The 21,348-nt window shown below is 72.2% G+C and carries 20 protein-coding genes and 1 pseudogene; 11 read left to right on the top strand and 10 right to left on the bottom strand.

The features are described from left to right. Positions 1 to 4 precede the first annotated feature (4 nt). Together BLV96_RS46245 and BLV96_RS46240 are read left to right on the top strand one after the other, a co-directional pair. Positions 5 to 547 (top strand): ferritin, encoded by a 543-nt coding sequence (locus BLV96_RS46245; protein WP_086679840.1) that lies wholly within the window; start codon positions 5 to 7, stop codon positions 545 to 547. Positions 548 to 645: 98 nt separating this feature from the next. Beyond that, positions 646 to 1,200 carry a TetR/AcrR family transcriptional regulator gene (locus tag BLV96_RS46240; protein WP_086679838.1) on the top strand — a complete coding sequence of 185 codons (555 nt, stop codon included), beginning with the start codon at positions 646 to 648 and terminating at the stop codon, positions 1,198 to 1,200. Between the two features lie 65 nt (positions 1,201 to 1,265). Here BLV96_RS46240 and BLV96_RS46235 read toward each other — a convergent pair whose 3' ends face one another. The 5 genes from BLV96_RS46235 to BLV96_RS46215 all read right to left on the bottom strand — a co-directional run bounded on the left by BLV96_RS46235 (position 1,266) and on the right by BLV96_RS46215 (position 5,757). Next, entirely contained in the window at positions 1,266 to 2,378 is a 1,113-nt protein-coding gene (locus BLV96_RS46235) for an alpha/beta hydrolase family protein (protein WP_086679836.1), read from the bottom strand. Beyond that, positions 2,375 to 3,355 carry an alpha/beta hydrolase family protein gene (locus BLV96_RS46230; protein WP_482746383.1) on the bottom strand — a complete coding sequence of 327 codons (981 nt, stop codon included), beginning with the start codon at positions 3,353 to 3,355 and terminating at the stop codon, positions 2,375 to 2,377. The genes BLV96_RS46235 and BLV96_RS46230 overlap by 4 nt, the downstream gene beginning before the upstream one ends. A 151-nt stretch (positions 3,356 to 3,506) precedes the next feature. Further along, positions 3,507 to 4,490 (bottom strand): transporter, encoded by a 984-nt coding sequence (locus BLV96_RS46225; RefSeq protein WP_086679832.1) that lies wholly within the window; start codon positions 4,488 to 4,490, stop codon positions 3,507 to 3,509. After that, entirely contained in the window at positions 4,487 to 5,368 is an 882-nt protein-coding gene (locus BLV96_RS46220) for an ABC transporter ATP-binding protein (protein ID WP_086679830.1), read from the bottom strand. The genes BLV96_RS46225 and BLV96_RS46220 overlap by 4 nt, the downstream gene beginning before the upstream one ends. Beyond that, on the bottom strand, positions 5,365 to 5,757 hold the full coding sequence (locus tag BLV96_RS46215) for a GntR family transcriptional regulator (protein WP_167379956.1): 393 nt from the start codon (positions 5,755 to 5,757) through the stop codon (positions 5,365 to 5,367). Before BLV96_RS46215 ends, BLV96_RS46220 begins: the two co-directional genes overlap by 4 nt. A 279-nt stretch (positions 5,758 to 6,036) precedes the next feature. On the opposite strand from BLV96_RS46215, the gene BLV96_RS46210 reads away from it, so the two are divergent. Further along, a complete protein-coding gene (locus tag BLV96_RS46210; protein WP_244180972.1) occupies positions 6,037 to 7,254 on the top strand; it encodes an alpha/beta fold hydrolase in 1,218 nt (405 codons plus the stop codon). After that, on the top strand, positions 7,254 to 7,559 hold the full coding sequence (locus BLV96_RS51100) for an alpha/beta hydrolase (RefSeq protein WP_244180971.1): 306 nt from the start codon (positions 7,254 to 7,256) through the stop codon (positions 7,557 to 7,559). Before BLV96_RS46210 ends, BLV96_RS51100 begins: the two co-directional genes overlap by 1 nt. A 44-nt stretch (positions 7,560 to 7,603) precedes the next feature. Here the strand turns inward: BLV96_RS51100 and BLV96_RS46205 are convergent, their stop codons facing one another. The 4 genes from BLV96_RS46205 to BLV96_RS46190 form a co-directional block, all read right to left on the bottom strand. Continuing rightward, positions 7,604 to 8,809: a glycosyltransferase gene (locus tag BLV96_RS46205; protein WP_086679826.1), complete on the bottom strand. Its 1,206-nt coding sequence runs from the start codon at positions 8,807 to 8,809 to the stop codon at positions 7,604 to 7,606. A gap of 87 nt (positions 8,810 to 8,896) precedes the next feature. Next, the gene (locus BLV96_RS46200) at positions 8,897 to 10,237 is read right to left on the bottom strand and encodes an NAD(P)/FAD-dependent oxidoreductase (protein ID WP_086679824.1); all 1,341 of its coding nucleotides are present in this window, start codon (positions 10,235 to 10,237) and stop codon (positions 8,897 to 8,899) included. A 19-nt stretch (positions 10,238 to 10,256) separates the two neighbouring features. Continuing rightward, complete coding sequence (locus BLV96_RS46195; RefSeq protein WP_086679821.1) at positions 10,257 to 11,921, bottom strand: chloride channel protein; 1,665 nt, start codon at positions 11,919 to 11,921, stop codon at positions 10,257 to 10,259. 171 nt (positions 11,922 to 12,092) lie between these two features. Further along, positions 12,093 to 12,584 carry a MarR family winged helix-turn-helix transcriptional regulator gene (locus BLV96_RS46190; RefSeq protein ID WP_086679868.1) on the bottom strand — a complete coding sequence of 164 codons (492 nt, stop codon included), beginning with the start codon at positions 12,582 to 12,584 and terminating at the stop codon, positions 12,093 to 12,095. Positions 12,585 to 12,737: 153 nt separating this feature from the next. Here BLV96_RS46190 and BLV96_RS46185 point away from each other — a divergent pair, with 153 nt between their 5' ends. The 7 genes and pseudogenes from BLV96_RS46185 (at position 12,738) to BLV96_RS46150 (ending at position 19,534) form a co-directional block, all read left to right on the top strand. Beyond that, entirely contained in the window at positions 12,738 to 13,418 is a 681-nt protein-coding gene (locus tag BLV96_RS46185; RefSeq protein ID WP_086679866.1) for a hypothetical protein, read from the top strand. 152 nt (positions 13,419 to 13,570) lie between these two features. After that, positions 13,571 to 15,142 (top strand): DNA polymerase Y family protein, encoded by a 1,572-nt coding sequence (locus BLV96_RS46180; RefSeq protein ID WP_167379955.1) that lies wholly within the window; start codon positions 13,571 to 13,573, stop codon positions 15,140 to 15,142. A gap of 420 nt (positions 15,143 to 15,562) precedes the next feature. Further along, positions 15,563 to 16,015, top strand: a pseudogene (locus BLV96_RS46170) (cytochrome P450); the annotation flags it as partial. A gap of 5 nt (positions 16,016 to 16,020) precedes the next feature. After that, on the top strand, positions 16,021 to 16,668 hold the full coding sequence (locus BLV96_RS46165) for a TetR/AcrR family transcriptional regulator (RefSeq protein ID WP_086679863.1): 648 nt from the start codon (positions 16,021 to 16,023) through the stop codon (positions 16,666 to 16,668). Further along, the gene (locus BLV96_RS46160; protein WP_086679819.1) at positions 16,665 to 16,865 is read left to right on the top strand and encodes a ferredoxin; all 201 of its coding nucleotides are present in this window, start codon (positions 16,665 to 16,667) and stop codon (positions 16,863 to 16,865) included. Before BLV96_RS46165 ends, BLV96_RS46160 begins: the two co-directional genes overlap by 4 nt. Continuing rightward, positions 16,862 to 18,034 carry an NAD(P)/FAD-dependent oxidoreductase gene (locus BLV96_RS46155; RefSeq protein WP_086679817.1) on the top strand — a complete coding sequence of 391 codons (1,173 nt, stop codon included), beginning with the start codon at positions 16,862 to 16,864 and terminating at the stop codon, positions 18,032 to 18,034. Before BLV96_RS46160 ends, BLV96_RS46155 begins: the two co-directional genes overlap by 4 nt. Before the next feature lie 81 nt (positions 18,035 to 18,115). Then, positions 18,116 to 19,534 carry a BNR repeat-containing protein gene (locus BLV96_RS46150; RefSeq protein ID WP_086679815.1) on the top strand — a complete coding sequence of 473 codons (1,419 nt, stop codon included), beginning with the start codon at positions 18,116 to 18,118 and terminating at the stop codon, positions 19,532 to 19,534. Here BLV96_RS46150 and glmS read toward each other — a convergent pair. Next, positions 19,521 to 21,344, bottom strand: a complete 1,824-nt coding sequence (gene glmS, locus BLV96_RS46145) for a glutamine--fructose-6-phosphate transaminase (isomerizing) (RefSeq protein ID WP_086679813.1) — start codon at positions 21,342 to 21,344, stop codon at positions 19,521 to 19,523. The genes BLV96_RS46150 and glmS overlap by 14 nt on opposite strands. Between the last annotated feature and the right edge of the window lie 4 nt (positions 21,345 to 21,348).

The raw sequence follows: 21,348 nt of genomic DNA, 5'->3' as shown, positions 1-21,348 counted from the left end.
GGGCATGGCCGATACCCAGCGTTCGAAGTTCTCCGAGCTCCTGCAGGCGCAGATCCGGCACGAGTTCACCGCCGCGCAGCAGTACATCGCCCTCGCCGTCTGGTTCGACGCCCGCGACCTGCCGAGGCTGGCGAAACGCTTCTACCGGCAGTCGATCGAGGAGCGCAACCACGCGCTCGCCATGGTCCAGTACCTGCTCGACCGGGACCAGCCGGTGGCCGTCCCGGGCAGCGGCGACGTCCGGAACGACTTCTCCAGCGCCCACGAGGCCATCGAGCTCGCCCTCGACCAGGAACGCGCGGTGACCGCCGACATCGAGGCCATGGCGAAGGCCGCGCGGCTGGAGGAGGACTACCTCGGCGAGCAGTTCGTGGCCTGGTTCCTCAAGGAGCAGGTCGAAGAGGTGGCCCAGATGTCCACGCTGCTCACGGTCGTCGAGCGCGCCGCGGACAACCTCTTCGAGGTCGAAAACCACCTCTACCGCGAGGCGGCGACGGACGCCGGGGACGCGCCGGACATGCCGCCGGTCGCGGGCGGCAAGCTCTGACGGTTCGCCCGGCCGGTGAAGTGCCCGAACTCGTCTCCCACGGTCAGGAGTACGATCAGGGCAGTCGTACAGGACGACTGCCCTGATCGGAGGTCTCCATGACTTCACCGGCCGCCGCGCGCGGCGAAGCGGTCCGGCAGCGGCTGCTGGCCGCCGCGGCCGAGCTCGTCCCCGAACGCGGCTGGCCCGCGGTCAGCACCCGGGTCATCGCCGACCGCGCGGGCGTCACGCCCAGCGTCGTGCACTACCACTTCGCCTCGGTCCAGGCGCTGCTCGCCGAGGCCGTGCTGGCCGTGATGCGCGCGATGGCCGGCGAAGTCGAACCGGTGCTGGAGCAGGCGCGCACCGCCGAAGAGGTCGTCGACGCGCTGGCCGGCTCGGTCGAGCGGTACACCGGCGCCGATCCCGCGTCGCTGCTCTTCGTCGAGGCCTACCTCGCCGCGACGCGCGACGACGCACTGCGCCGGGGGATCGCGGAAATCCTCGACGGTCTGCGGACGCTGCTGGGCGGCCGGCTGCGCGCCCTCGGTGTCCCGGACGCCGACGCGACCGCGGCCGTGCTCGCCGCCACCGTCGACGGCTTGCTGCTGCACCGGCCGCTGAGCCCGGCACCGGCGCCCACGGCGGTGCTGCGCCGGCTGGTCCGGTCGTGACGGAGGCGCGGCCCGGACGGAACAGCGGAAGCGGCACACCCCCACGGGTGCCGCTTCCGCCGTTCTCAACGGCAGAACGAGACTTCCGGATAAGCCGGCGCGTCGAGCTCCGGCCGTGCCTCACCCCGCAAGTGCCGGTCGAAGAACGCGTTCACGTACGTCCGCGTGATCTCCTGCGCCCCCGCGGCGCTCGTCGTGCCCAGGTCGACGCCGAGCTGTTCCCCGATCAGGCCGACGTCGGTGAAGGACGCGTGCTGCGTGCCCGCCACCTCGACCCAGCGCTTCCAGCCGGTCAGCTGCGCCCAGTCCCGTTCCCAGTCCACGTTCCCCGGACCGCACTTCGGCGTCTGCTCGTGGTTGACGAACATGAACGGCCGCGAGAGCCCCGGTGCGGTGAGCGGGACGTGCGTCGACCCGTCGATGTCGATCCCGGCCCGGATCCGCGTGTCGGCGACCATCGCGGGGATGGCGCTCGCGCCGCCCACGGAATGCCCGGCCATGCCGATCCGGGACGCGTCGACGAGCGGGCCCCACTTCTTCGAGCGGGTCAGGGAATCCAGCACGAACGACACGTCCGCGGCCCGGCCCAGTTCCAGCTTCGTCCAGAACGCGTCGTCGTGCGGCACCTCGCAGGACGCGCACCCGGCGAAGTGCCCGTCGGGGAAGCTCGTGCCGGTGTTCTCGTAGGTGTGGCCGGCGAGCGCGACGACGTACCCGTGGCTCGCCAGGTCCTCGGCCAGCGCGGTGAGCGTGGCGCGGGGCTTGGTGTAGCCGGGCGAGAGCACCACCAGGGGCAGGTGGTGCCCGGCCGGCCGGGCACCGGCCACCGAGCTGGTCACCACGCCGGTCAGCAGGTCCGGCGGCACGTCCAGGCCGCTGTCCTGCAGCAGTGCCGCGGATTCGGCCGACGTCAGGTACTGCGCCTTCGGCCCGTGCGCGGACGCCGCCGGATAGAAGAGCGTGACCATCAGCTCCCGGTAGGGCACCGACGGCACCCACGGGTCCGGCCGCGAAGTGTCCTTCAGGTACACCGGCGTGCTGCCCACCGGCCGGTTCCCGGTCGGCGCGGGCAGGGAGAGCGTCATGGCGGGATCGACCTCCGGAGAGTGCGGCTGAGCCGGAGCCACGGGTGAAGCCAAGGCTAGCGCGGTGACCGCGGTGAGGATCGTCGTTTTCATCCGATGAACGTCACTTCCGGGTAGGCGGGCGACGGCGCGGCCAGCAGCGGCTGGGGCCGGCACCGCAGGTTCCGGTCGAAGAAAGCGCTTACGTAGTTCCGCGTGATCGTCAGCGCCCGGCTCCCGTCGAGCGACGCGCCGATGTCGACACCCAGCTGGTCGGCCAGCACGCCGAGATCGGTGAACGAGCTGTGCACCGTGCCGGACACCATGAGCCAGCGCTTCCACCCGGTGAGGTGCGTCCAGTCCGCTTCCCAGTCGTCGTACGGACCTTGCTGACCCGGCACGTAGTTGTCCATGCTGCCCAGGAACAGGAACGGCCGCGACAGCCCGGAAGCCGGCAGCGGGACGTGGATGCTGCCGTCCATGTCGGCGCCGGCCCGGATGCGCGGGTCGGCCAGCATCGCCTGCGTCGTGATCGCGCCGCCCGCCGAGTGGCCGGTCATGCCGATCCGCGCCGGGTCGATCAGGGTGCCCCACTTCTTCGAGCGCAGGAGTTCGTCGAGCACGAACGACGTGTCCTTGGTGCGGACCTGCGCGAACTTCTCCCAGAACCCGGGCTGGTCGTCGACTTCGCAGGCGGCGCAGCCGGTGACGTGCCCGTCGGGGAAGGTCGTCGCGCGGTTTTCGTAGGTGTGGTCGATCGCCGCGACGGCGTACCCGCGGCTGGCGAGCTCCTCGGCCAGCGCGGTGAGCGTGGCGCGCGGCTGCGTCCAGCCCGGCGACAGCACGACCAGCGGCAGGCCGTGCCACCGCCCGGCCGGTTTCGCGTCGACGACGGCGTTCGTCCGGACGGTGCTCAGGACGTCCAGGGGCAGCCCCGGGATGTTCTCCCGTTCGAGGTTGCGCTCGGACTCCAGCGGTGTCATGTACTGCTTCGTGGGCCCGTGCGCCGAGGTCGCCGGGTAGAAGACGGAGACCATCAGCTCCCGGTAGGGCACGGTCGCCACCCAGGGATCGGGGCGCGATCTGTCCACAAGGGACAGTGTGCTGACACCGACGGGCTCGTGGCCGGTCGGGCGGGACAGGTGGGGTGTCGTGGCCGCCGAAGCGGCCGGCGACGCGGACAGGGTGAGTGTCAATGCGGTGGCTACCGCGAGAGTGCGCATGATTCCCCCAGGAATCGGCTCAGGAAAGGTGACGGACGCGGCGGAAGGAGAACCAGGTGAGCAGGGCGGTCAGTGCGAGGTAGAGCGCGAGCTCGAGCCACTGCAGCGGCCAGAACCGGGAGCCGGGCTGGTAGGTCAGGCGCTGCTGGTAGCCGTGGGCGCCCAGCTGTGCCATGCACTGCTCGAGGCTGCCGCGTTCCGGCGGTCCCTGGCCCGGCCGCGGCAGGCAGTTCTGCACGAAGTCCGGCAGCGGGGAGGCCACGTTCCCGGCCGGGTCGATGGTTTCGTTCGCCAGCACCCACGCGCCGGCCGGGTTCCGCACGCCGATCTCCTGCACGGTGCCGGTTTCGTCGCCGGTGATGTTCGTGATGTCCTTGCTGACGATCGGGACCGTCATGGTCTGCGGCGGCAGCAGGTACGGCCGTACGAAAGTCGTCACCACGAGCAGCACGGCGAGGAGCGCGACGAGCGTGACGGCCATGGCGGCCACGGTCCGCTTCAGCAGCATCCCGACCGCGACGCCGAGCGCGAGCGCGAACGCCGCGTAGCCGATCGGGACGATGCCGCGCGCGCCGAACACCACCGGCATGATGCGCGAAAGCATCCCGCGATCGGTCTGCTGCGCCGCGAGCGCGTCGATCGGGCTCGCCCACCACGACACCGCGACGCTCAGCAGCCCGCCCGCGGCCATCGCGACGAGGAGCCCGAACCCGAGCTTGGTGGTGAGCCACCGCTTGCGCGTGACGGTCTGGTTCCAGACCAGGCTGTGCGTCCCGGTCTCCAGCTCGCGCGTGATCATCGGGACGCCCCAGAAGACGCCGATCACCGCGGGCAGCACGTAGAGCGCCAGGATCGTCCCGCCGAACATCGTGTCCTGGTCGGAGAAACTGGTGCGCCCGACCAGCTCCGGCCCGGTGATCGCGAGGACGACGCAGATCACGATCAGGGCGGCGAACACGGACAACGCGGGAGTGCGGAACTGGCGCCAGGTCAGCCAGGTCATTTCAAGACCTCCAGGGCGGGGCGGGCGGCGGCGGGGTTGCTCATGTACTCGAGGACGAGGTCCTCCAAGCCGATCTGAGCGACCGTCCACGCGGGATCGAGGATCGGCGCTTCGGTGCGCACGAGCACGGTGGTCTGGCGGTCGGTGTGGGTCTCGGAGACGACGAGCTGGTCCGCCGGCAGCGTCCCGACGTCGCGGCGTGGCCCCGACAGCCGGTGGTGCGTGGCGAGCAGCTGTTCGACCTCGCCGATCACCCGGACCTGAGAGTCCACCAGCACGACGAGGTGGTCGCAGACGCGTTCCAGGTCGTTCACGAGGTGCGAGGACATGACGACGGACAGCCCGTGCTCGGCGACGGCTTCCATGAGGTCCTGCAGGAATTCCCGGCGCGCCAACGGGTCCAGCGCGGCGACGGGCTCGTCGAGCAGCAGCAGTTCGGGGCGCTTGGCGATGCCGAGGGTGAGCGCGAGCTGCGCGCGCTGGCCACCGGAGAGCTTCCCGGCGTGCTGCTTCGGGTCGAGCCCCAGCCGTTCGATCCGCTTCGCGGCGAGGGTGGCGTCCCAGCGGGGGTTGAGGTGCGCGCCGAGCCGCAGGTGCTCTTCGATGGTGAGCCCGGTGTAGACGGGCGTGCTCTGGGCGACGTACCCGACTTTCGCCAGCTGGTCCGGCCCGCTGCCGGGCGTGCCACCGCAGACCTCGACGGTGCCGGTGGTCGGCTCCAGCATGCCGGACGCGATGTTCAGCAGGGTGGACTTCCCGGCCCCGTTGGGGCCGACGAGCCCGGTCACGTGGCCGGCTTCGATCTCGAGCGTGCAGCCGGTCAGCGCCCACTTGCGCTTGTACTTCTTGCCCAGTCCCCGGGCGGTCAGGACGGTCACGCTATGTCCTCTCTGGCGGAGTCGCGAAACGTGGACATCAGCAGGGCCTCGATGCTCTCTTCGTCGAGACCGGCCTTGCGGGCTTTGCCGAGCCATCGGCGCAGGTCCTGCCGCAGCGACCCGAGCACGGCGAAGGAGGCGCCGTTGAGGGTGGCGGTGACGAAGGTGCCGACGCCGGGACGGGCCGAGACGAGGCCGTCGTGCTCCAGTTCGCGGTAGGCCTTGAGCACGGTGTTGGGGTTGATCGCGAGCGAGGCGACCACGTCCTTGACCTTCGGGAGCTGGTCCCCTTCGGAGAGCAGGCCCAGGCGGAGGGCGTGCCGCACCTGCTGGACGAGCTGCTGGTACGGCGAGAGACCCGACCGGGCGTCGAGGTGGAATTCGATCATCGGCAACTCCATTTATCTAGTTGCCTAGTACTGTAGCTAAGTGGCGCAAGTGTGCGCCAGTGCCTCCTGCGCGGGTGGCCGGCCGGGATGGTGGCCGGCGGCGCCGAGCCGCGCCGCCGCCGAGCCGGCGCGCCGCCGACAGTCCCACTCGGGAACCCTTTCCGGGCTTCGCGCGAACAACCCCCAAGCGGCCGCGATCTTTTCCCGCGCGGCTGCCAACCCGATCACCCCCTCACCCGTCTGAGGAGGTGATCGTTTCCTCCGACGAAAGGGTTCTTCGTGCGTCGATTTCCTGGGGGAGGCATCGTCCGCGGCGTCGTCGTCGCGCTCGGTGTCTCAATGGCCGTCGTGGCCGGGCCGGCGGTGGCTTCCGCTTCCGTCGACAGCATTCCCGCACCGAAGCTGAGCTGGACCGGCTGTTCAGACGGCTTCCAGTGCGCCACCGCTTCCGTGCCGCTGGACTACGACCGGCCCGCCGGCGCGAAGATCGACCTCGCGCTCATCAAGCTGCCCGCCACCGATCCCACGCACAAGATCGGCACGCTGTTCGTCAACTTCGGCGGCCCCGGCGCGTCCGGCCTGCAACGCCTGCGCGAACGCGGGAAGTGGCCGTGGCTGTTCTCCGACCAGCTGCGCGCGCGGTTCGACGTCGTCTCGTGGGACCCGCGCGGGATCGGCAACAGCACCGCCGTCCGGTGCTTCGACACCCTCGCCGAGCAGGAGTCGTTCTTCGGCTCCTTCCCGGAAATGCCCGGCGACCCGAGCGGCAACGCCGCCTTCTACGCCAAGTCCAAGGAACTGGCCGACCGCTGCCAAGCGAAGGCCGGCCCGATCCTCGAGCACGTCTCGACGGCCAACACCGCGCGGGACCTCGAACTGCTGCGTCGCGCGGTCGGCGACGCGAAGCTGACCTACCACGGCATTTCCTACGGGACCCAGCTCGGCGCCACCTACGCCAACCTGTTCCCGAACCGCATCCGCGCCATGGTGTTCGACGGCACGATGGACTTCGCGGGCAACGCCACCGGCCACGACGGCGCCGGGAAGACCGTCCCGCTGGACACCCGCCAGGACGTCGCCACCGGCATCTCGCAGACGTTCGACCAGTTCCTGCGCCTGTGCACCGAAGCCGGCCCGAAGTGCGCGTTCTCCTCGGGCGACCCGACGGCGAAGTGGACGGCGATCACCGCCCGCGCGAAGCAGGCGCCGATCACCGTGGACGGCGAAACCTGGACCTACTCCGGGATCATCAACGCCGCCGCGGACCTGTCCGACTCCCGCGGCTGGCCGGACATCGCGTCCCTGCTGCAGCGGCTTTACGAGGCCCCGCAGGCGTTCAAGGCCGGTGAGCCCTACACCGCCAACCGCACCGAGGCGTTCAACGCGATCCAGTGCAGCGACAGCGATGTCCCGACCGACCCGGCGATCTACAGCCGGTACGCCGAATCCGAAGACCGGCGCGTGCCGTACTTCGGCCGGATCGCCGTGCTGACATGATGAGCTGCGCGTTCTGGCGGGCGAAGGACACCGACCGCTACACGGGCCCGTGGAACCGTCCGACGTCGGCGGAAATCCTGGTGCTGAACAACCGCTACGACCCGTCGACGCCGCTGGCGGGCGCCCGTGACGGCGCCGCGGAACTGGCGCGGGCCCGGGTGTTCGTCACCGAGGGGTACGGCCACTCGTCGATGTACGTGCCGAGCACCTGCACCGAGCAGGTGAAGCGGGACTACCTGATTTCCGGGGCGTTCCCGGCGGCGGGCAAGACCTGTGCGATCGACGCGAGCCCGTTCGCGGGCTGAGGCGAAGGGGCGGCACTTTCGTAGGGAAAGTGCCGCCCCGGTGCTCACCCGGCCAGTTCGACGAGCTGTTTCGCGGCCACCATCGCGCCATCGGGACGGATTTCGCCGCCCACGGCCTTCGCCCGGCTCTGCGCGGCGAGCGCCGTGTCCAGCGCGGCGGACAGGGACTCGACCGTCGGTACCGGATCCAGGTGGGCCGCGCCGATGCCCAGCTCGGCGACCCGGGCCGCCCAGTGCGGCTGGTCGGCGATCCGCGGCACGACCAGCTGTGCCGCGCCGGCCCGGGCCGCCGTCGTGGTGGTGCCGGCACCGCCGTGGTGCACCACCGCCGCCACCCGGCGGAACAGCGCCTGCTGGTTCACTTCGCCGACGGCGAAGCAGTCGGCACCCTCGTCGATCGGGGCCAGTCCCGCCCAACCGGCGGCCAGCACGATCCGGCGGCCCCGTGAACGGACCGCTTCGATGGCGATCCGCGCGATGCCGTCGGGCGCGTAGGCGGCCATGCTGCCGAAGCCGACGTACACCGGCGGCTCGCCGTCGTCGAGGAACTCCTCGAGCCCGTCCGGCAGCGGCCGGTCGTCGGGCATGATCCACGCGCCCGTCTGCACGATGTCGAGGTCGGTCCGGCCCTCCGACGGGCACAGCAGCGGGTCCGCGGCCAGCCACGGCCGCTCGGTGAAGACGTAGTCGCGGAGGTTGCCCACCGGCGGCAGACCCAGCGCTTCGCGGTGGTTCCGCACGGCCGGCCCGTAGAGGGCGTCGACCCGCTCGGCGTCCTGCTGCCACAGCACCCGGTTGTCGGTCTCGTCCGGCGAGGACGGCGTGCCCGGCCGCGCCCCCGGCGGGAAGTGCCGCGACGGCAGCCCCAGCAGGTGGAAGCACGCGAACACGTACGGCAGGCCCAGGTGGTCGGCCACGTCTCGCGCGCCGGCCGGCATCAGGCCCGTCGCCAGCAGCGCGTCAGCTCCCTCGGCCGCCGCCGCGAGCGTCTCGAACCGCGCGTCGACCAGCTGGGGCGCGAGCTTGAACGCGTCTTCGGCCGTCGGCGGCTTCGGACCGGCCACGACCGAGCGGACCGTCGGGCCCAGCGGCACCAGCGGCACCCCCGCCCGCGCCAGCAACCGGCCGAAGTCGTCGTCCGGCGGCGCGCACACCACCGCGTCCGCGCCCAGTTCCCGCAGGGCCACCGCGAGCCCGGCCAGCGGCTCGACGTCCCCTCGTGAGCCCCACGTCGTCAACACAACACGCATTCCGCAGTCCCCTGTTTTCCCCGGTGATGGCTTACGGCGGGCCATTGTGGGTGATCACCCCGGCCTTGCCGCAAGCCCCGGGTTCGGCTATACCTTGAAGGGGGCGGGGAGTTCTTCCGTCCTTTCCGGACGCGCACCGCCGCTGACGAACGCGTCGCGCGGGTGCTGCACCGAAGCCAGCGACAGGATGTCGCGCCCGAACAGCGCCGCGGTCAGCCACACCGCGAGCACCCGGACCTTGCGTTCCCAGCTCGGCACCGCCAGCACGTGGTAGCCGCGGTGCATGAGCCACGCCGGCCGGCCGGTGAGCACCAGCCGCCGGTACTGGAAGATGCCGCGGCCGAGCCCGAGCGTCGCGATCGACCCGAGGCTGTGGTGGACGTACGGCTTCGGTTCGCGACCGCGCAAGGTGGCGATGATGTTGCGGGCCAACAGCTTTCCCTGCCGGTAGGCGTGCTGCGCGTTGGGCACCGTGCGCGCGCCCGGCACCGGCGAGGCGAGGTCGGGCACCGCGGCGTCGTCGCCGGCCGCCCAGGCGTCGGGCACGCCCTCGACGCGCAGATCCGGCCGCACGACGACCAGGCCGCGCTCGTCCACCGGCAGGTCGGTGTGCTTGCCGATGACGGGGTTCGCGCCGTTGCCGGCGGTCCAGACGATCAGCTCCGAGTCGAACTCTTCGCTGGTCGAGAGCGTCACGTGCCCGCCGGTCGCCGACGTCACCAGCGTGTCGAGGTGGACGTGCGCGCCCCGCCGTTCCAGCTCGCGCACGACCCAGCGCCCGGGCCGGTCGGTGACCTCGGGCAGGATGCGGCCCGACGCCTCGACCAGGTGGAACTCCAGTTCGTCGCGACGCAGTTCGGGGTAGCGCTTGAGCAGCGCGGTGGCCAGCGACAGCAGCTCGCCGAAGCCTTCGACACCCGAGAAGCCGCCGCCGACGAAGGTGACGGTGAGCAGCTTCCGCCGTTGCGGGCCCGCGGGGAGCACGGCGGCGCGGTCGAACGAGGTGAGCAGCCGGTCCCGGATCGCGACCGCCTCTTCGACGTGCTTGAGACCGATCGCCTCCTCGGCGACGCCGGGCACGGGGAGCCTGCGGGTGACGGCCCCGGCCGTCACGACGATGAGGTCGTAGCCGAGCTCGAACGCGTCCCCGTCGGCCGGCCGCACGGTGACGACGCGGTGCGCGTGGTCGACGGCGGTGACGGTCCCGGCGACGATCCGGGTCCGGCGCAGGTGCCGCCGCAGCGACACGGCGGCGTGCCGCGCTTCGACGGCCCCGGCGACGACTTCGGGAAGGAACGGCTGGTAGGTCAGGTAAGGCCGCGGGTCGACGAGGGTGACCTCGGCCTCGTTCCGGCGGAGTTTCTTCTCCAGCTTCCAGGCGGCGTAGAACCCGGCGTAGCCACCGCCGACGATCAGGATCCGGCGCATTTCGTCCTCTTTTCTCGCTTCACCCCCTGGACGAGGTGGCGGGCGAGGACGTGACGGGGACCCGCGTCACAGCGAGCACCCGTTCCCGGTGGTGCTCCTCGTGCAGGTCGCGGCGCCGGGCGTGCAGCAGCTGGGCGAGCGTGATGACCCCGTGGACGTGCGCCGGTTCGGCCCGGTCGACGACCACGGCCTGCGTGACGTCGCCGATCGCCAGCTTGTTCGCCACTTCGCGGAGCGTGTCGTCGGGGTGGCAGATCGCGGGGACCGTCCCGCCGGCGCACGCCAGCAGCGCGTGACCGACTTCCGGGTCCGCCGTCATCACCTCGTGCGCGAAGAACGTCTCCAGCGGGTCGGTCGTGTACTCGCGGGTCAGGTGCAGCCGGCGGCGGGCGATCTTCTCCGTCAGCACCGAGCGCTTGAGCAGCAGCACGGACACCGCGTACGCCGACACCGACGCCACCACCAGGGGCAGCAGGTAGTTCCACGCGTGGGTCAGCTCGAGCGTGAACACGATGCCCGTCAACGGCGAGCGCATGACGCCGCCGACCACCGCGGCCAGGCCGCACACCGCCCAGAACCCGGCCGCCACGTGGGGGAGCAGGCCGCCTTCGGCCGCCCCGAGCGCGGCGCCGATCATGAATACCGGCGCCAGCACCCCGCCGGACGTGCCCGAGCCGAGTGACAGCGACCAGATGAGCGTCTTGACCACCAGGACGCCGATGATCAGCGACGTCGTCGCCTGCCCGGTGAGCAGCTGGTCGATGACGTCGTAGCCGACGCCGAGCGCGCGCGGCTCGACGAGCCCGCCGACGCCGATGACCAGCCCGCCGATCGCCGGCCACCACATCCAGTGGATCGGCAGCCGCGCGAAGCCGTCTTCGGCGAGGTAGACCAGCGCCGTCGCGGCGATCGCGAGCAGGCCGCCGGTGATGCCGGGCACGAGCGCGAGCACGTCGGCGCCCGCGCCCGGCGCCGGCGCGGCGGGCAGGCCGAAGACGGGGTCGGTGCCGAGGAGGAAGCCGCGGCAGAGCGTGCTGGTCAGGACGGCGGCGGCGACCGGGACGAAGCTGCGCGGCCGCCACTCGAACAGCAGCAGCTCGACCGCCAGCAGGATCGACGCCAGCGGGGCGTTGAACGTCGCGGCCATGCCGCCCGCGGCGCCGGCGACCAGCAACGTCTTGCGCTCGTCGGCGGACAGGCGCAGCAGCTGCGCGAGGATCGACCCGACGGCGCCGCCGGTCATGATGATCGGGCCTTCGGCGCCGAACGGCCCGCCGGTGCCGATGCTGACCGCGGCCGACACGGGCTTCAGCACGGCGACGTGCGGCGCGACCTTGCTCTCGCCGGTCAGGATGGCCTCGATCGCCTCCGGCATGCCGTGGCCGCGGATCTTCTCGGACCCGAACCGGGCCATCAGGCCGATCACGAGCGCCCCGGCGACGGGCGCGGTCAGCACCAGCCACCACGGGTGCGCGGTGGCACCGGGCGCGACGAGCGCGGTGTCGAACCGTTGGTAGAACACGAGGTTCGTGATGAGGCCGATGAGTTTCAGCAACGCCAGCGCGGCGAGCGCGGCGGCGCCCCCGACGGGCACGGCGAGCAGGGCGATCAGCAGCATTCGCGGCCGCACCTGGAAGTCGCCCAGGTGCGCGGCGCGGGGCTGCGCTGGGGTGCCGCCGCTCATCGGGCCTCCGTTCCTATGTATTGCAGTTGGCAATACTTGTAGTGGCAAACGGTCGGGGTCAAGTTGAGCCGCGGTGGAGTGGCCGGGTTCACGGCGCGCTGAAGGGCACCTTCCTCGCGTCCGATGTGAGGAAGGTGCCCTTCAGCGCGTCAGATGTGTCGAAGGTGCCCGTCAGCCCCAGATGGCTTCGGGTGCCGCGTCGGCGGGCGGTTCGCCACCGGCCTCGGCGAAGGCCGTCAGCGCGTCGACGAGCCCCTGCCGGCTCTCCGCCGGCATCCGGGCGACGATCTTGGCGATCTCGCGGCGCCGCCGGGTCGTCACCTGCCGGACGATCCGGGCCCCCTCCCGGGTGATGTCCAGCACGATCTCGCGGCGCGAAACCGGGCTGTGCCGCCGGTCGACGAGCCCGGCGGCGACCAGCCGGTCGACCATCCGGCTGGCCGTGGACGGCGTGACGCCGAGGTGTTCGGCGAGTGTCGCGTGCTTGAGCGGCCCGCGGGTGTGCAGCACCACGAGGAGCCGGAACTGCGGCAGGGTGAGGCCGTCTTCGGCCGCGGCGATCGACCGGACGGACACGGCCACGAGCAGCCGTGACGCGGTGAGGACGGCGTCGGTCAGCGTGTCGACGCCGGCGGCGTCCATGCCCGGGTGCGTGCGGGTCATGCCGTCCAGTGTGCCGGAACACCGGTGCCCCACCGGGGTGACCCCCGGCTTGACAGCGGGCCGCTCGTCTCGCACTATGCGAACAAGTGTTCGATAACTTTCTCCTGGGTACGCCTACCCGGTGCGAGTACGTGGTGCTGGAGGTGAGCGGTGGTGGCGGTGCCGGACGCGCTGGCCGGGCTCGCGGCGATCCCGGGTGTCCGCACGGCGGCGCAGTTGGATTCTTCCCCGGCTTCCGACTTGCTGGCCGTGCTGCCACCGTTGGCGGGCTTGCTGCCGGGCGGCGGCTTGAAGCGTGGCAGCACGATCTCGGTGCGCGGCGCGACATCGCTGGCACTGGCCCTGCTGGCGGCGGCCACCCGCGAGGGCTCCTGGGCGGCGGTGACGGGCCTGCCCGAGCTCGGCCTGGCCGCGGCGGCGGAGCTCGGCGTCGACCTGGAGCGGATCGCGCTGGTACCGCACCCGGGCGCGGAGCTGACGGGGGTGTTGTCGGCGCTGGTGGACGGGTTCGACCTGGTGGTGCTGGGTCCGGTGGGCGTCCAGCCCCAGCTCGCGCGCCGGTTGGCGGGCCGGGTCCGCAACCGCGGCACGGTGCTGTTGGCGATGGGCCCGTGGCCGGGGGCGGACGTGGAGCTGAGGGTGTCGAACCGCCGGTGGCGCGGGTTGACCGCGGACGGGTACGGCCATTTGCGGACGCGCGAGGTGGCGGTGACGAGCGTGGGGCGCGGCGCGGCGGTGCGGCCGTCGTCGGTGCCGCTGCAGCTGCCGGGACCGGGTGGAGCGGTCGCGGCGGGCGAACCCCGGAAGCGGCGGCTGGCCGAGGTGGCCGGGTGAGCCGTGGTGCCGGAGAGAGCGAAGACCGGCCGGGGCCGGGGTTCGCGCGGCCGGCCGCGCACCTCGTTCCGCGCGCTCGCTGACGGTCGCGTCATGCCTGTTCGTGCCACCCGAAGTCCGGTGACGGCTCCGGATCCACCGCAGTCCGCGGGATGAACGGTTCACCACGGCTGCTGGTGCTGTGGTGCCCGGACTGGCCGGTCGTCGCCGCCGGGGCCGTGGCCGGTACTCCGCCCCTCTCGCCTGCCGCCGTCTTCTCCGGCAACCGTGTCGTCGCTTGCTCCGCCTCCGCCCGCCGGGATGGTGTCGGGCGCGGCATGCGCCGGCGGGATGCCCAGTCCCGGTGTCCCGATCTCGTCGTCCACCAGCACGATCCCGACCGCGACGCCCGCCTCTTCGAACCCGTCGCCGCCGCCGTCGAACGGCAGGCCGTCGGGGTCGAGGTCGTGCGGCCGGGGATCGTCGCCGTCCCGGTCACCGGCGCCGCCCGGTACTTCGGCGGCGAGGAAGCGCTTGCCGAGCTCCTCATCAACGAGGTCGAAGCCGGCGCCGGCGTCGAATGCCAGGTCGGGATCGCCGACGGCCTCTTCGCCGCGACCCTCGCCGCCCGCCGCGCGGCGCTCGTCCCGCCCGGCGCCACCCAGGACTTCCTCGCGCCCCTCCCGATCACCGAGCTGAACCAGCCGGGCGACGACCGCGGCGAGCTCGTCGGCCTGCTGCGGCGCCTGGGCCTGCGCACCCTCGGCGCGTTCGCCGCGCTGGCCGAACGCGACGTCGCCGGCCGCTTCCCGAAGGACGCCATCACCGCCCACCGCCTCGCCCGCGGCCTCGCCGAACGCCCGCCGCTGCGCCGCGCCCTCCCGCCGGACCTGACCGTCACCGAGGAGTTCGACCACCCCCTCAGCCGCGTCGACGAAGCCGCGTTCATCGCGAAGACCCTCGGCGAACGCTTCTTCGCCGGCCTCGCGAACCACGGCCTGGCCTGTACGCGCCTGGCGATCGTCGCGGTCACCGAAGCGGGCGAAGAACGCGTACGCGTCTGGCGCTGCGCCGAACCCCTGACCGCCCGCGCGACGGCGGACCGCGTGCGCTGGCAGTGTGAAGGCTGGCTCACCGCGCGCGACCGGCCCACCGCGGGGATCGTCCGCCTGCGCCTCGACCCCGAAGAGGTCGTCGGCGGCCAGGCGTTGCAGCTGCAGCTCGGTTCGCTGGGCCGCGACGCGGACGCGGCCGAACGCGCGGGCCGCGCCTTGGTGCGCATCCAGGGCCTCCTCGGCCCGGACGCGGTGGTGACGCCGTTGCTGGACGGCGGCCGCGGCCCGGCGGAGCGCGTCCGCCTGATCCCCTGGGGCGAGCCGCGAAAGCCGGCGGTCGAGGACCGCCCGTGGCCCGGCCGCCTCCCGGCGCCGTCCCCGGCACACGTGCCACCGGAGGCCCCACCGGCGAGCGTGCTGGACGCGGTGGGCGACCCGGTCGCGTGCACGGACCGCGGCGAGCTGACGTACCCCCCGGCGACGATCGCGATAGCCGATGGCCCGGTGCGCCGTGTGCTGGGCTCGGCGGGGCCGTGGGTGGTGCACCCACCACTGCCCGCGAAGCGGGGCGACCGCCCGCTGGCCCGGATGCAGGTGGTGCTGGAGGGGGAGCACGACGACCTCGCGCTGCTGCTGAGGGTCACCGTGGGCAGGGATCCACAATGGACGGTCGAGGGTGTCTACGACTGACCGTCCTTTGTGATCGACGCGACTGCCGAGTTGACACCGGGCCCCGACCGGCTCAGGATCGAACCACGATATTCGTACGTGTGTTCGAACGGTAGTCGCTGGCTTCCCCACAGCGAACTCCTTGTGGGGAGCGGAATTTGGCGTTCAACAACCCGAGCGTGCCGTGGTCCGAAGTGGAACGGATCGCCTCCGGGCGACCCCCGGTCCCCGGTGACGGCAACGATGCCCCCGCGTGGTCGCGCAAACGCGAAGGGTACGCCGGTGCGCCCGAGGACCTGCGGAACCGCCGGGCCCGGGACGACGGCGGCGACCGGATCCGCGCCCCCTACGCCGAGCTGCACGTGCACTCCAACTTCAGCTTCCTCGACGGCGCCTCCCACCCCGAGGCGCTCGTCGAGGAGGCCGCGCGGCTCGAGCTCGGTCGCGATGCTGCTCGCCGACCGGACCCGCTGGGAGCGGCTGCTGGCCGACCCGGCGCTCGTGCGCACCGCGGTCGAGGAGTCCCTGCGCTTCGACGCGAACGCCGGCGTCGGCATGTCCCGCTACCTCTCCGACGACTTCGAGCTGGCCGGCACCGTCCTGCCCGGCGGCACCACCGCGATGTGCAGCATGGCCGCCGCGAACCGCGACGAGACCGCGTTCGAGAACGCGTCCGAAATGGACCTCGGCCGCAGCCCGAACCCGCACCTCGCGTTCGGCGCCGGCGCGCACGCCTGCCTCGGTCAGCCCCTCGCCCGCACGGAACTGCAGGTGACGCTGGAAGTCCTGCTGCGCAAGCTGCCCTCGCTCGAGCTCGCCGTCCCCGCGGACGAACTGCGCCGCATCGAGGGGCTCGCGGTCGGCGGACTTCGGGAACTGCCCGTCCGGTGGTGACGTCGGTGGACCGGGCGTTCGCGACGCGGGAGGCGATCCTGACGGCGGCGGAACGGCTCTACGCCGAGCACGGCGTGCTCGCGGTGTCCAACCGGCAGATCAGCGAGGCCGCCGGGCAGGGCAACAACACCGCCGTCGGCTACCACTTCGGCACCCGCGCCGACCTCGTCCGGGCCATCGCCCGCCGCCACTCCGCGGCGGTGGAAGAGCTGCGGGCGGGCATGCTCGCCGGGCTCGGCCCGGGCGCCGGCCTGCGCGACTGGGTCCGGTGCCTGGTCCACCCCTCGACCGAATACCTCGCGCGGGCGGGCACGCCGAGCTGGTTCGCCCGGTTCACCGCGCAGGTGATGACCGAGCCGTCGCTGCGGTCGGCCGTCGCCGTCGAGACGCTCTCCGCGCCGTCGCTGGCACGGACCGTGGAGGGGCTGAGCCGGTGCCTGCCCGAGCTGCCCGCCGACGTCCGCGCCGAGCGCAGCGCGATGACCCGCCAGCTGCTGATCCACACGATGGCCGAGCGCGAACGAGCGCTCGCCGAAGGCGGCGATACCCCGCGAGCCGACTGGCGTGCGGCCGCCGTCGGCCTGGTCGACGCTCTCGTCGGCCTCTGGCTCGCCCCCGTCACACCCCGCAACCCAGGAGAGGAACAGGCATGAAGGTCACTGTGGACGAAGGAAAGTGCTGCGGCGCCGGCACCTGCGTGATGCTCGCGCCGGACGTGTTCGACCAGCGCGACGACGACGGCATCGTCATCCTGCTCGACGAGACCCCGGGCGAAGAGCTGCACGCGACCGTCCGGGAGGCGGCGAGCGTCTGCCCGGGCGTCGCGATCGCGGTCAGCGAGGACGCGTGAACGTCCTCGTCGTCGGTGCTTCGGCGGCCGGCCTCGCCACCGTGGAAGCACTGCGCCGCAAGGGATACGACGGTGGCGTGGCCGTGCTGGGTGCCGAGGCGCACCTCCCGTACGACCGGCCGCCGCTGTCCAAACAGGTCCTCGCGGGCAGCTGGACACCTTCGCAAACCAGCTTGCGCACGCCCGACGCACTGTCCGCATTGGACGCCGAGTTCGTGCTCGGCGATCCGGCGGTGCGGCTCGACGCCCGCGCGCGGACCGTCCACACGGCACAGGGGCGGGCGCTGACCGCGGACGCCGTCGTGCTCGCCACCGGACTGCGGCCGCGCACGCTGCCGGGACAGGACGGCCTCGCCGGCGTCCACGTGCTGCGGGCCCTCGACGACGCGCTGGCCCTGCGCGCGGACCTGGCGCCGGGCAAGCGGGTCGTGGTCGTCGGCGACGGCGTCCTCGGCGCGGAGATCGCGGCGACCGTGTGCGGCCTCGGCGTGCCGGTCACCCTGGCCGGCCCGCAGCCCGCACCGCTCGCGTACCAGTTCGGACCGCTGGCCGCGGGCCTGCTCGCCGAGCTGCACGCCGGGCGCGGCGTCGGGCTGCGGCTCGGGAACGCCGTCACCGGACTGTCCTCGGAGGACGGACGGGTCACCGGCGTCCGCTTGGAGACCGGTGACGTGCTGCCCGCCGACGTCGTCGTGGTGGCGTTCGGCGCCGCGCCGGCGACGGACTGGCTGGCGGGCAGCGGAGTGCTGTGCGACAACGGCGTCGTGTGCGACTCCCGCTGCCGGGCGGCGGACGGGATCTACGCGGCCGGCGACGTGGCCCGCTGGCACCACGAAGGCCTCGACGTCCTGCTGCGCCTGGAGAACCGGACGAACGCGACCGAGCAAGCGGCCGCCGTCGCGGGGAACATCCTCGGCGAGGACCGCTCGTACACGCCGGTGCCGTACTTCTGGACCAACCAGTTCGACGCCCGGATCCACGTGCACGGCACGTTGTCCGCGGCCGCCGAGGTGTCCATTGTGGAAGGTGACGTGGCGGCGGGCCGGTTCGTGGCGCGGTACCGGCGGGGTCGTGAGGTGGTCGGCGTGCTCGGCTGGAACATGCCCAAGCAGGCCCGGCAGCGTCGCCAGGAGATCCCCGGGGCGGCGGTCTTCGCGGGGAGGCCGTGACCGCGATACCCCCGTTCGTCGGTTGACGGCGGCCGGACGGAGGGTGACCCTGTTCACGTTAACATCCTGGAAGGGGCGGCCATGGCGAAGCGTTCCCGGATCCTCGGCGTGCTGGCGGCCGTTGTGCTCTCCCTGGCGCCCACCGTGCCCGCGTCCGCGGCACCGGCCGTGTCCGCGACGAAGATCGGGGACACCCTTCTCGACGCCACCGCGCTGTACTTCGTCTCCTACGACGGGCTGGTGAACAACGACTCCTTCCAGCAGAGCGGGATCTTCGGCTACGCCGGCTACCAGTACGCGGCCTGGTACACCGCCGACCGCGGCGCCGTGCTCGCCCGGCGGGCCGGCACCGGCGCGTGGCAGACCGCCGTGCTGCCGCACAAGCTGACCGTCGACGACTCGCACAACGTGATCTCGATGGGTGTCTCGCCGGAAGACGGCCGGCTGCACGTGGCCATGGACACCCACGGCAACCAGGTGTTCTACGTCGAGTCGGTCGCGGGCCTGCTCTCCGCGCCCGCCTCGCACGCCTGGACGCCGGCCGCGTTCGGCCCGGTGCAGCGGACGCTGAACGGCGTCGACGTCGGCGCGATCACCTACCCGCAGTTCGTGGTCACGCCGGAACGGCGGCTGCAGCTGAGCTACCGGACCGGCGTGTCCGGCAACGGCACCGACGAACTGGCCGAATACAGCGGCGGCAGCTGGCACAAGCTCGGGAAGTGGACGTCGGCGACCGGCTCGTGGACTTCCGGCAACGGCGTCACCAGCACGACCCGGAACATGTACCTGCACGGCATCACCTACGGTCCCGGCGGCCGGCTGCACGCCGCGTTCACCTGGCGTGAAGGCAATTCCGGCGTGCTCTGCGACGCGGGTGGCCTGGCCAACCACGACACCGGGTACGTCTACAGCGACGACCGCGGCCGCACCTGGCGGAACAACGCGGGCACGGTCGTCGCGACGACGGGCGGCACGCCGGTGGCGGTGGGTTCGCCGGGCACCGTCGTCGATCCCCTCGGCGTCGACCACGGCCTGATGAACCAGGAAAGCCAGGCCGTCGACTCCGCGGGGCAACCGCACGTCGTGGTCAGCTACGTGCCCGGCCGGTTCACCCAGTGCGTCACGAACTACTCCGCGCAGCGTAAGCAGTACGGCCGGACGTTCTTCCTCAGCCGGGCCGCCGACGGCGGCTGGACCAAGCGCGAAGTACCGGTCGCGCCCGGATCCACCCAGCGGACGAAACTGGTGTTCGACCGCGCCGACAACGCCTATCTCGTGATGCCGTACGGCCGAATCGTGGCGGCGTCCAAGGCGAGCGGGTGGACCGACTGGACGACGGTGTACACCCCGGACCTGAACGCCTTCGGCGAGGTCGACGTCGACGACTCACGCCTCGCCGCCACGGGCGTGCTTTCCGTGCTGTACCAGCAGGTCTCCACCGGAACGACGCCCTCGCCGATCCGGGTGGCCGACTTCCGCCTGGGCCTCACTCGACGGTGACGGACTTGGCGAGGTTGCGCGGCTTGTCGATGTCGTAGCCCAGCGTCAGCGCGGCGTGGTAGGCCAGCAGCTGCAACGGGATGGTCAGCAGGATCGGGTCGAGCTCCGGCTCGGTTCGCGGCACGACGATCCGCGGGACGTCCAGTTCGCCGAAGTCGACGTCTTCGTGCGTCACGGCCAGGACGGACCCGCCGCGGGCCCGGATCTGCTGCAGCGCGGCCAGGTTGCGGCCGGCGAGCTCGTCGGCGGGCACGATCGCGACCGTCGGGAGCGAGTCGTCGATCAGGGCCAGCGGGCCGTGCTTCAGCTCCGACGTCTGGTACGCCTCGGCGTGCCGGTAGGAGATCTCCTTGAACTTCTGCGCGCCCTCGCGAGCCACCGGGAAGCCGCGGACGCGGCCGATGAAGAACAGGCTCTTCGCGGTGGCCGCGGCCTTCGCGTGCTCGGCGATCTCCGGCTCGGCGTCCAGGATGGACTTGATCTGGCCCGGCAACGCGCGGATCGCGTCGATGATCCGCTGACCGTCCGCATTGGACAGATCGCGGACCCGGCCCAGCGCCAGCGCGATCAACGCGAAGCCGACGGCCATGTTCGTCAGCGCCTTGGTCGAGGCGACCGCGATCTCCGGGCCGGCGTGGAGGTAGACGCCGCCGTCGCAGGCGCGGGCGATGGTCGAGCCGACGACGTTGACCAAGCCGACCACCCGGCCGCCCTTGCGCTTGATCTCCTCGACGGCGAACGCGGTGTCGATCGTCTCGCCGGACTGGCTGACCGCGATGTAGAGCGTGTCCGCTTCGATGATCGGGTTGCGGTAGCGGAACTCCGACGCGGCTTCGGCGTCGGCCGGGATCCGGGCCAGCTCCTCGATCATCGTCGCGCCGATCTGGCCGACGTAGTAGGCCGAGCCGCAGCCGAGGATCTTCACGCGGCTGAACCCGCGCAGCTCCCGCGGCGTCAGGTTGAGGCCGTCGAGCCGGGCGACGCCGAACCGGTCGTCGAGCCGGCCGCGGATGATCCGCTCGACCGATTCGGGCTGCTCCTGGATCTCCTTGGCCATGTAGTGCGGGAAGCCGCCGAGGTCGAGGTCTTCGGCGGCGATGTCGATCTCGGTGGCCGGCTTGGTGGTGTCGCTCTCGTCGACGGTGAAGGTGCGGTAGCCGGTGGCGAAGACCGTGGCGAACTCGCCGTCGTCGAGGTGCGCGACCTGCGAGGTGTGCCGGACGAGCGCGGCGAGGTCGCTGGCGACGAACATCTCGCGCTCGCCGACGCCGATGATGAGCGGGGAGCCGTTGCGCGCGATGACGAGCCGGTCGGGGTGTTCGCTGTCGGTGACGGCGATCGCGTACGTGCCGGTGATCCGCGAGACGGCCTCGACCACGGCGTCTTCGAGCGTTTCGGCGCCGGCGCGCGCGATCAGGTGGGCGAGGACCTCGGTGTCGGTCTCGGAGGTGAGGGTGACGCCGGCGTCGGCGAGCTGGGCGCGCAAGGTGTCGGCGTTGTCGATGATGCCGTTGTGGACGACGCTGATCCGGCCGTCTTCGGAGGTGTGCGGGTGCGCGTTGGCCTCCGACGCCGGCCCGTGCGTCGCCCAGCGCGTGTGGCCGATGCCGACCTTGCCGGTCAGGCGCTTGGGCAGCGCGGCGGCGAGGTTGCGGACCCGGCCGACGACCCGGTGGACCTGCGGGGCGCCCTTGGCGCCGAGGACGGCGATGCCCGCGGAGTCGTACCCGCGGTACTCGAGCCGGGTCAGGCCCTCGAGGAGGATGGGGGCGGCGTTCTGGCCGCCGATGTAGCCGACGATCCCGCACATGGCG

Origin of the sequence: Amycolatopsis pretoriensis (assembly GCF_900107925.1) — a bacterium.
In the GTDB taxonomy this organism is placed as follows: domain Bacteria; phylum Actinomycetota; class Actinomycetes; order Mycobacteriales; family Pseudonocardiaceae; genus Amycolatopsis; species Amycolatopsis pretoriensis.
This window is presented reverse-complemented; position numbering and strand designations above follow the sequence as displayed.

Excerpts from the sequence above, each read along its gene's own strand:
- BLV96_RS46245 (WP_086679840.1), top strand. The coding sequence starts at position 5 with ATGGCCGATACCCAGCGTTCGAAGTTCTCCGAGCTCCTGCAGGCGCAG.
- BLV96_RS46240 (WP_086679838.1), top strand. The coding sequence starts at position 646 with ATGACTTCACCGGCCGCCGCGCGCGGCGAAGCGGTCCGGCAGCGGCTG.
- BLV96_RS46235 (WP_086679836.1), bottom strand. The coding sequence starts at position 2,378 with ATGAAAACGACGATCCTCACCGCGGTCACCGCGCTAGCCTTGGCTTCA.
- BLV96_RS46225 (WP_086679832.1), bottom strand. The coding sequence starts at position 4,490 with ATGACCTGGCTGACCTGGCGCCAGTTCCGCACTCCCGCGTTGTCCGTG.
- BLV96_RS46215 (WP_167379956.1), bottom strand. The coding sequence starts at position 5,757 with ATGATCGAATTCCACCTCGACGCCCGGTCGGGTCTCTCGCCGTACCAG.
- BLV96_RS51100 (WP_244180971.1), top strand. The coding sequence starts at position 7,254 with ATGAGCTGCGCGTTCTGGCGGGCGAAGGACACCGACCGCTACACGGGC.
- BLV96_RS46205 (WP_086679826.1), bottom strand. The coding sequence starts at position 8,809 with ATGCGTGTTGTGTTGACGACGTGGGGCTCACGAGGGGACGTCGAGCCG.
- BLV96_RS46200 (WP_086679824.1), bottom strand. The coding sequence starts at position 10,237 with ATGCGCCGGATCCTGATCGTCGGCGGTGGCTACGCCGGGTTCTACGCC.
- BLV96_RS46195 (WP_086679821.1), bottom strand. The coding sequence starts at position 11,921 with ATGAGCGGCGGCACCCCAGCGCAGCCCCGCGCCGCGCACCTGGGCGAC.
- BLV96_RS46190 (WP_086679868.1), bottom strand. The coding sequence starts at position 12,584 with ATGACCCGCACGCACCCGGGCATGGACGCCGCCGGCGTCGACACGCTG.
- BLV96_RS46180 (WP_167379955.1), top strand. The coding sequence starts at position 13,571 with ATGAACGGTTCACCACGGCTGCTGGTGCTGTGGTGCCCGGACTGGCCG.
- BLV96_RS46160 (WP_086679819.1), top strand. The coding sequence starts at position 16,665 with ATGAAGGTCACTGTGGACGAAGGAAAGTGCTGCGGCGCCGGCACCTGC.
- BLV96_RS46150 (WP_086679815.1), top strand. The coding sequence starts at position 18,116 with ATGGCGAAGCGTTCCCGGATCCTCGGCGTGCTGGCGGCCGTTGTGCTC.
- glmS (WP_086679813.1), bottom strand. The coding sequence starts at position 21,344 with ATGTGCGGGATCGTCGGCTACATCGGCGGCCAGAACGCCGCCCCCATC.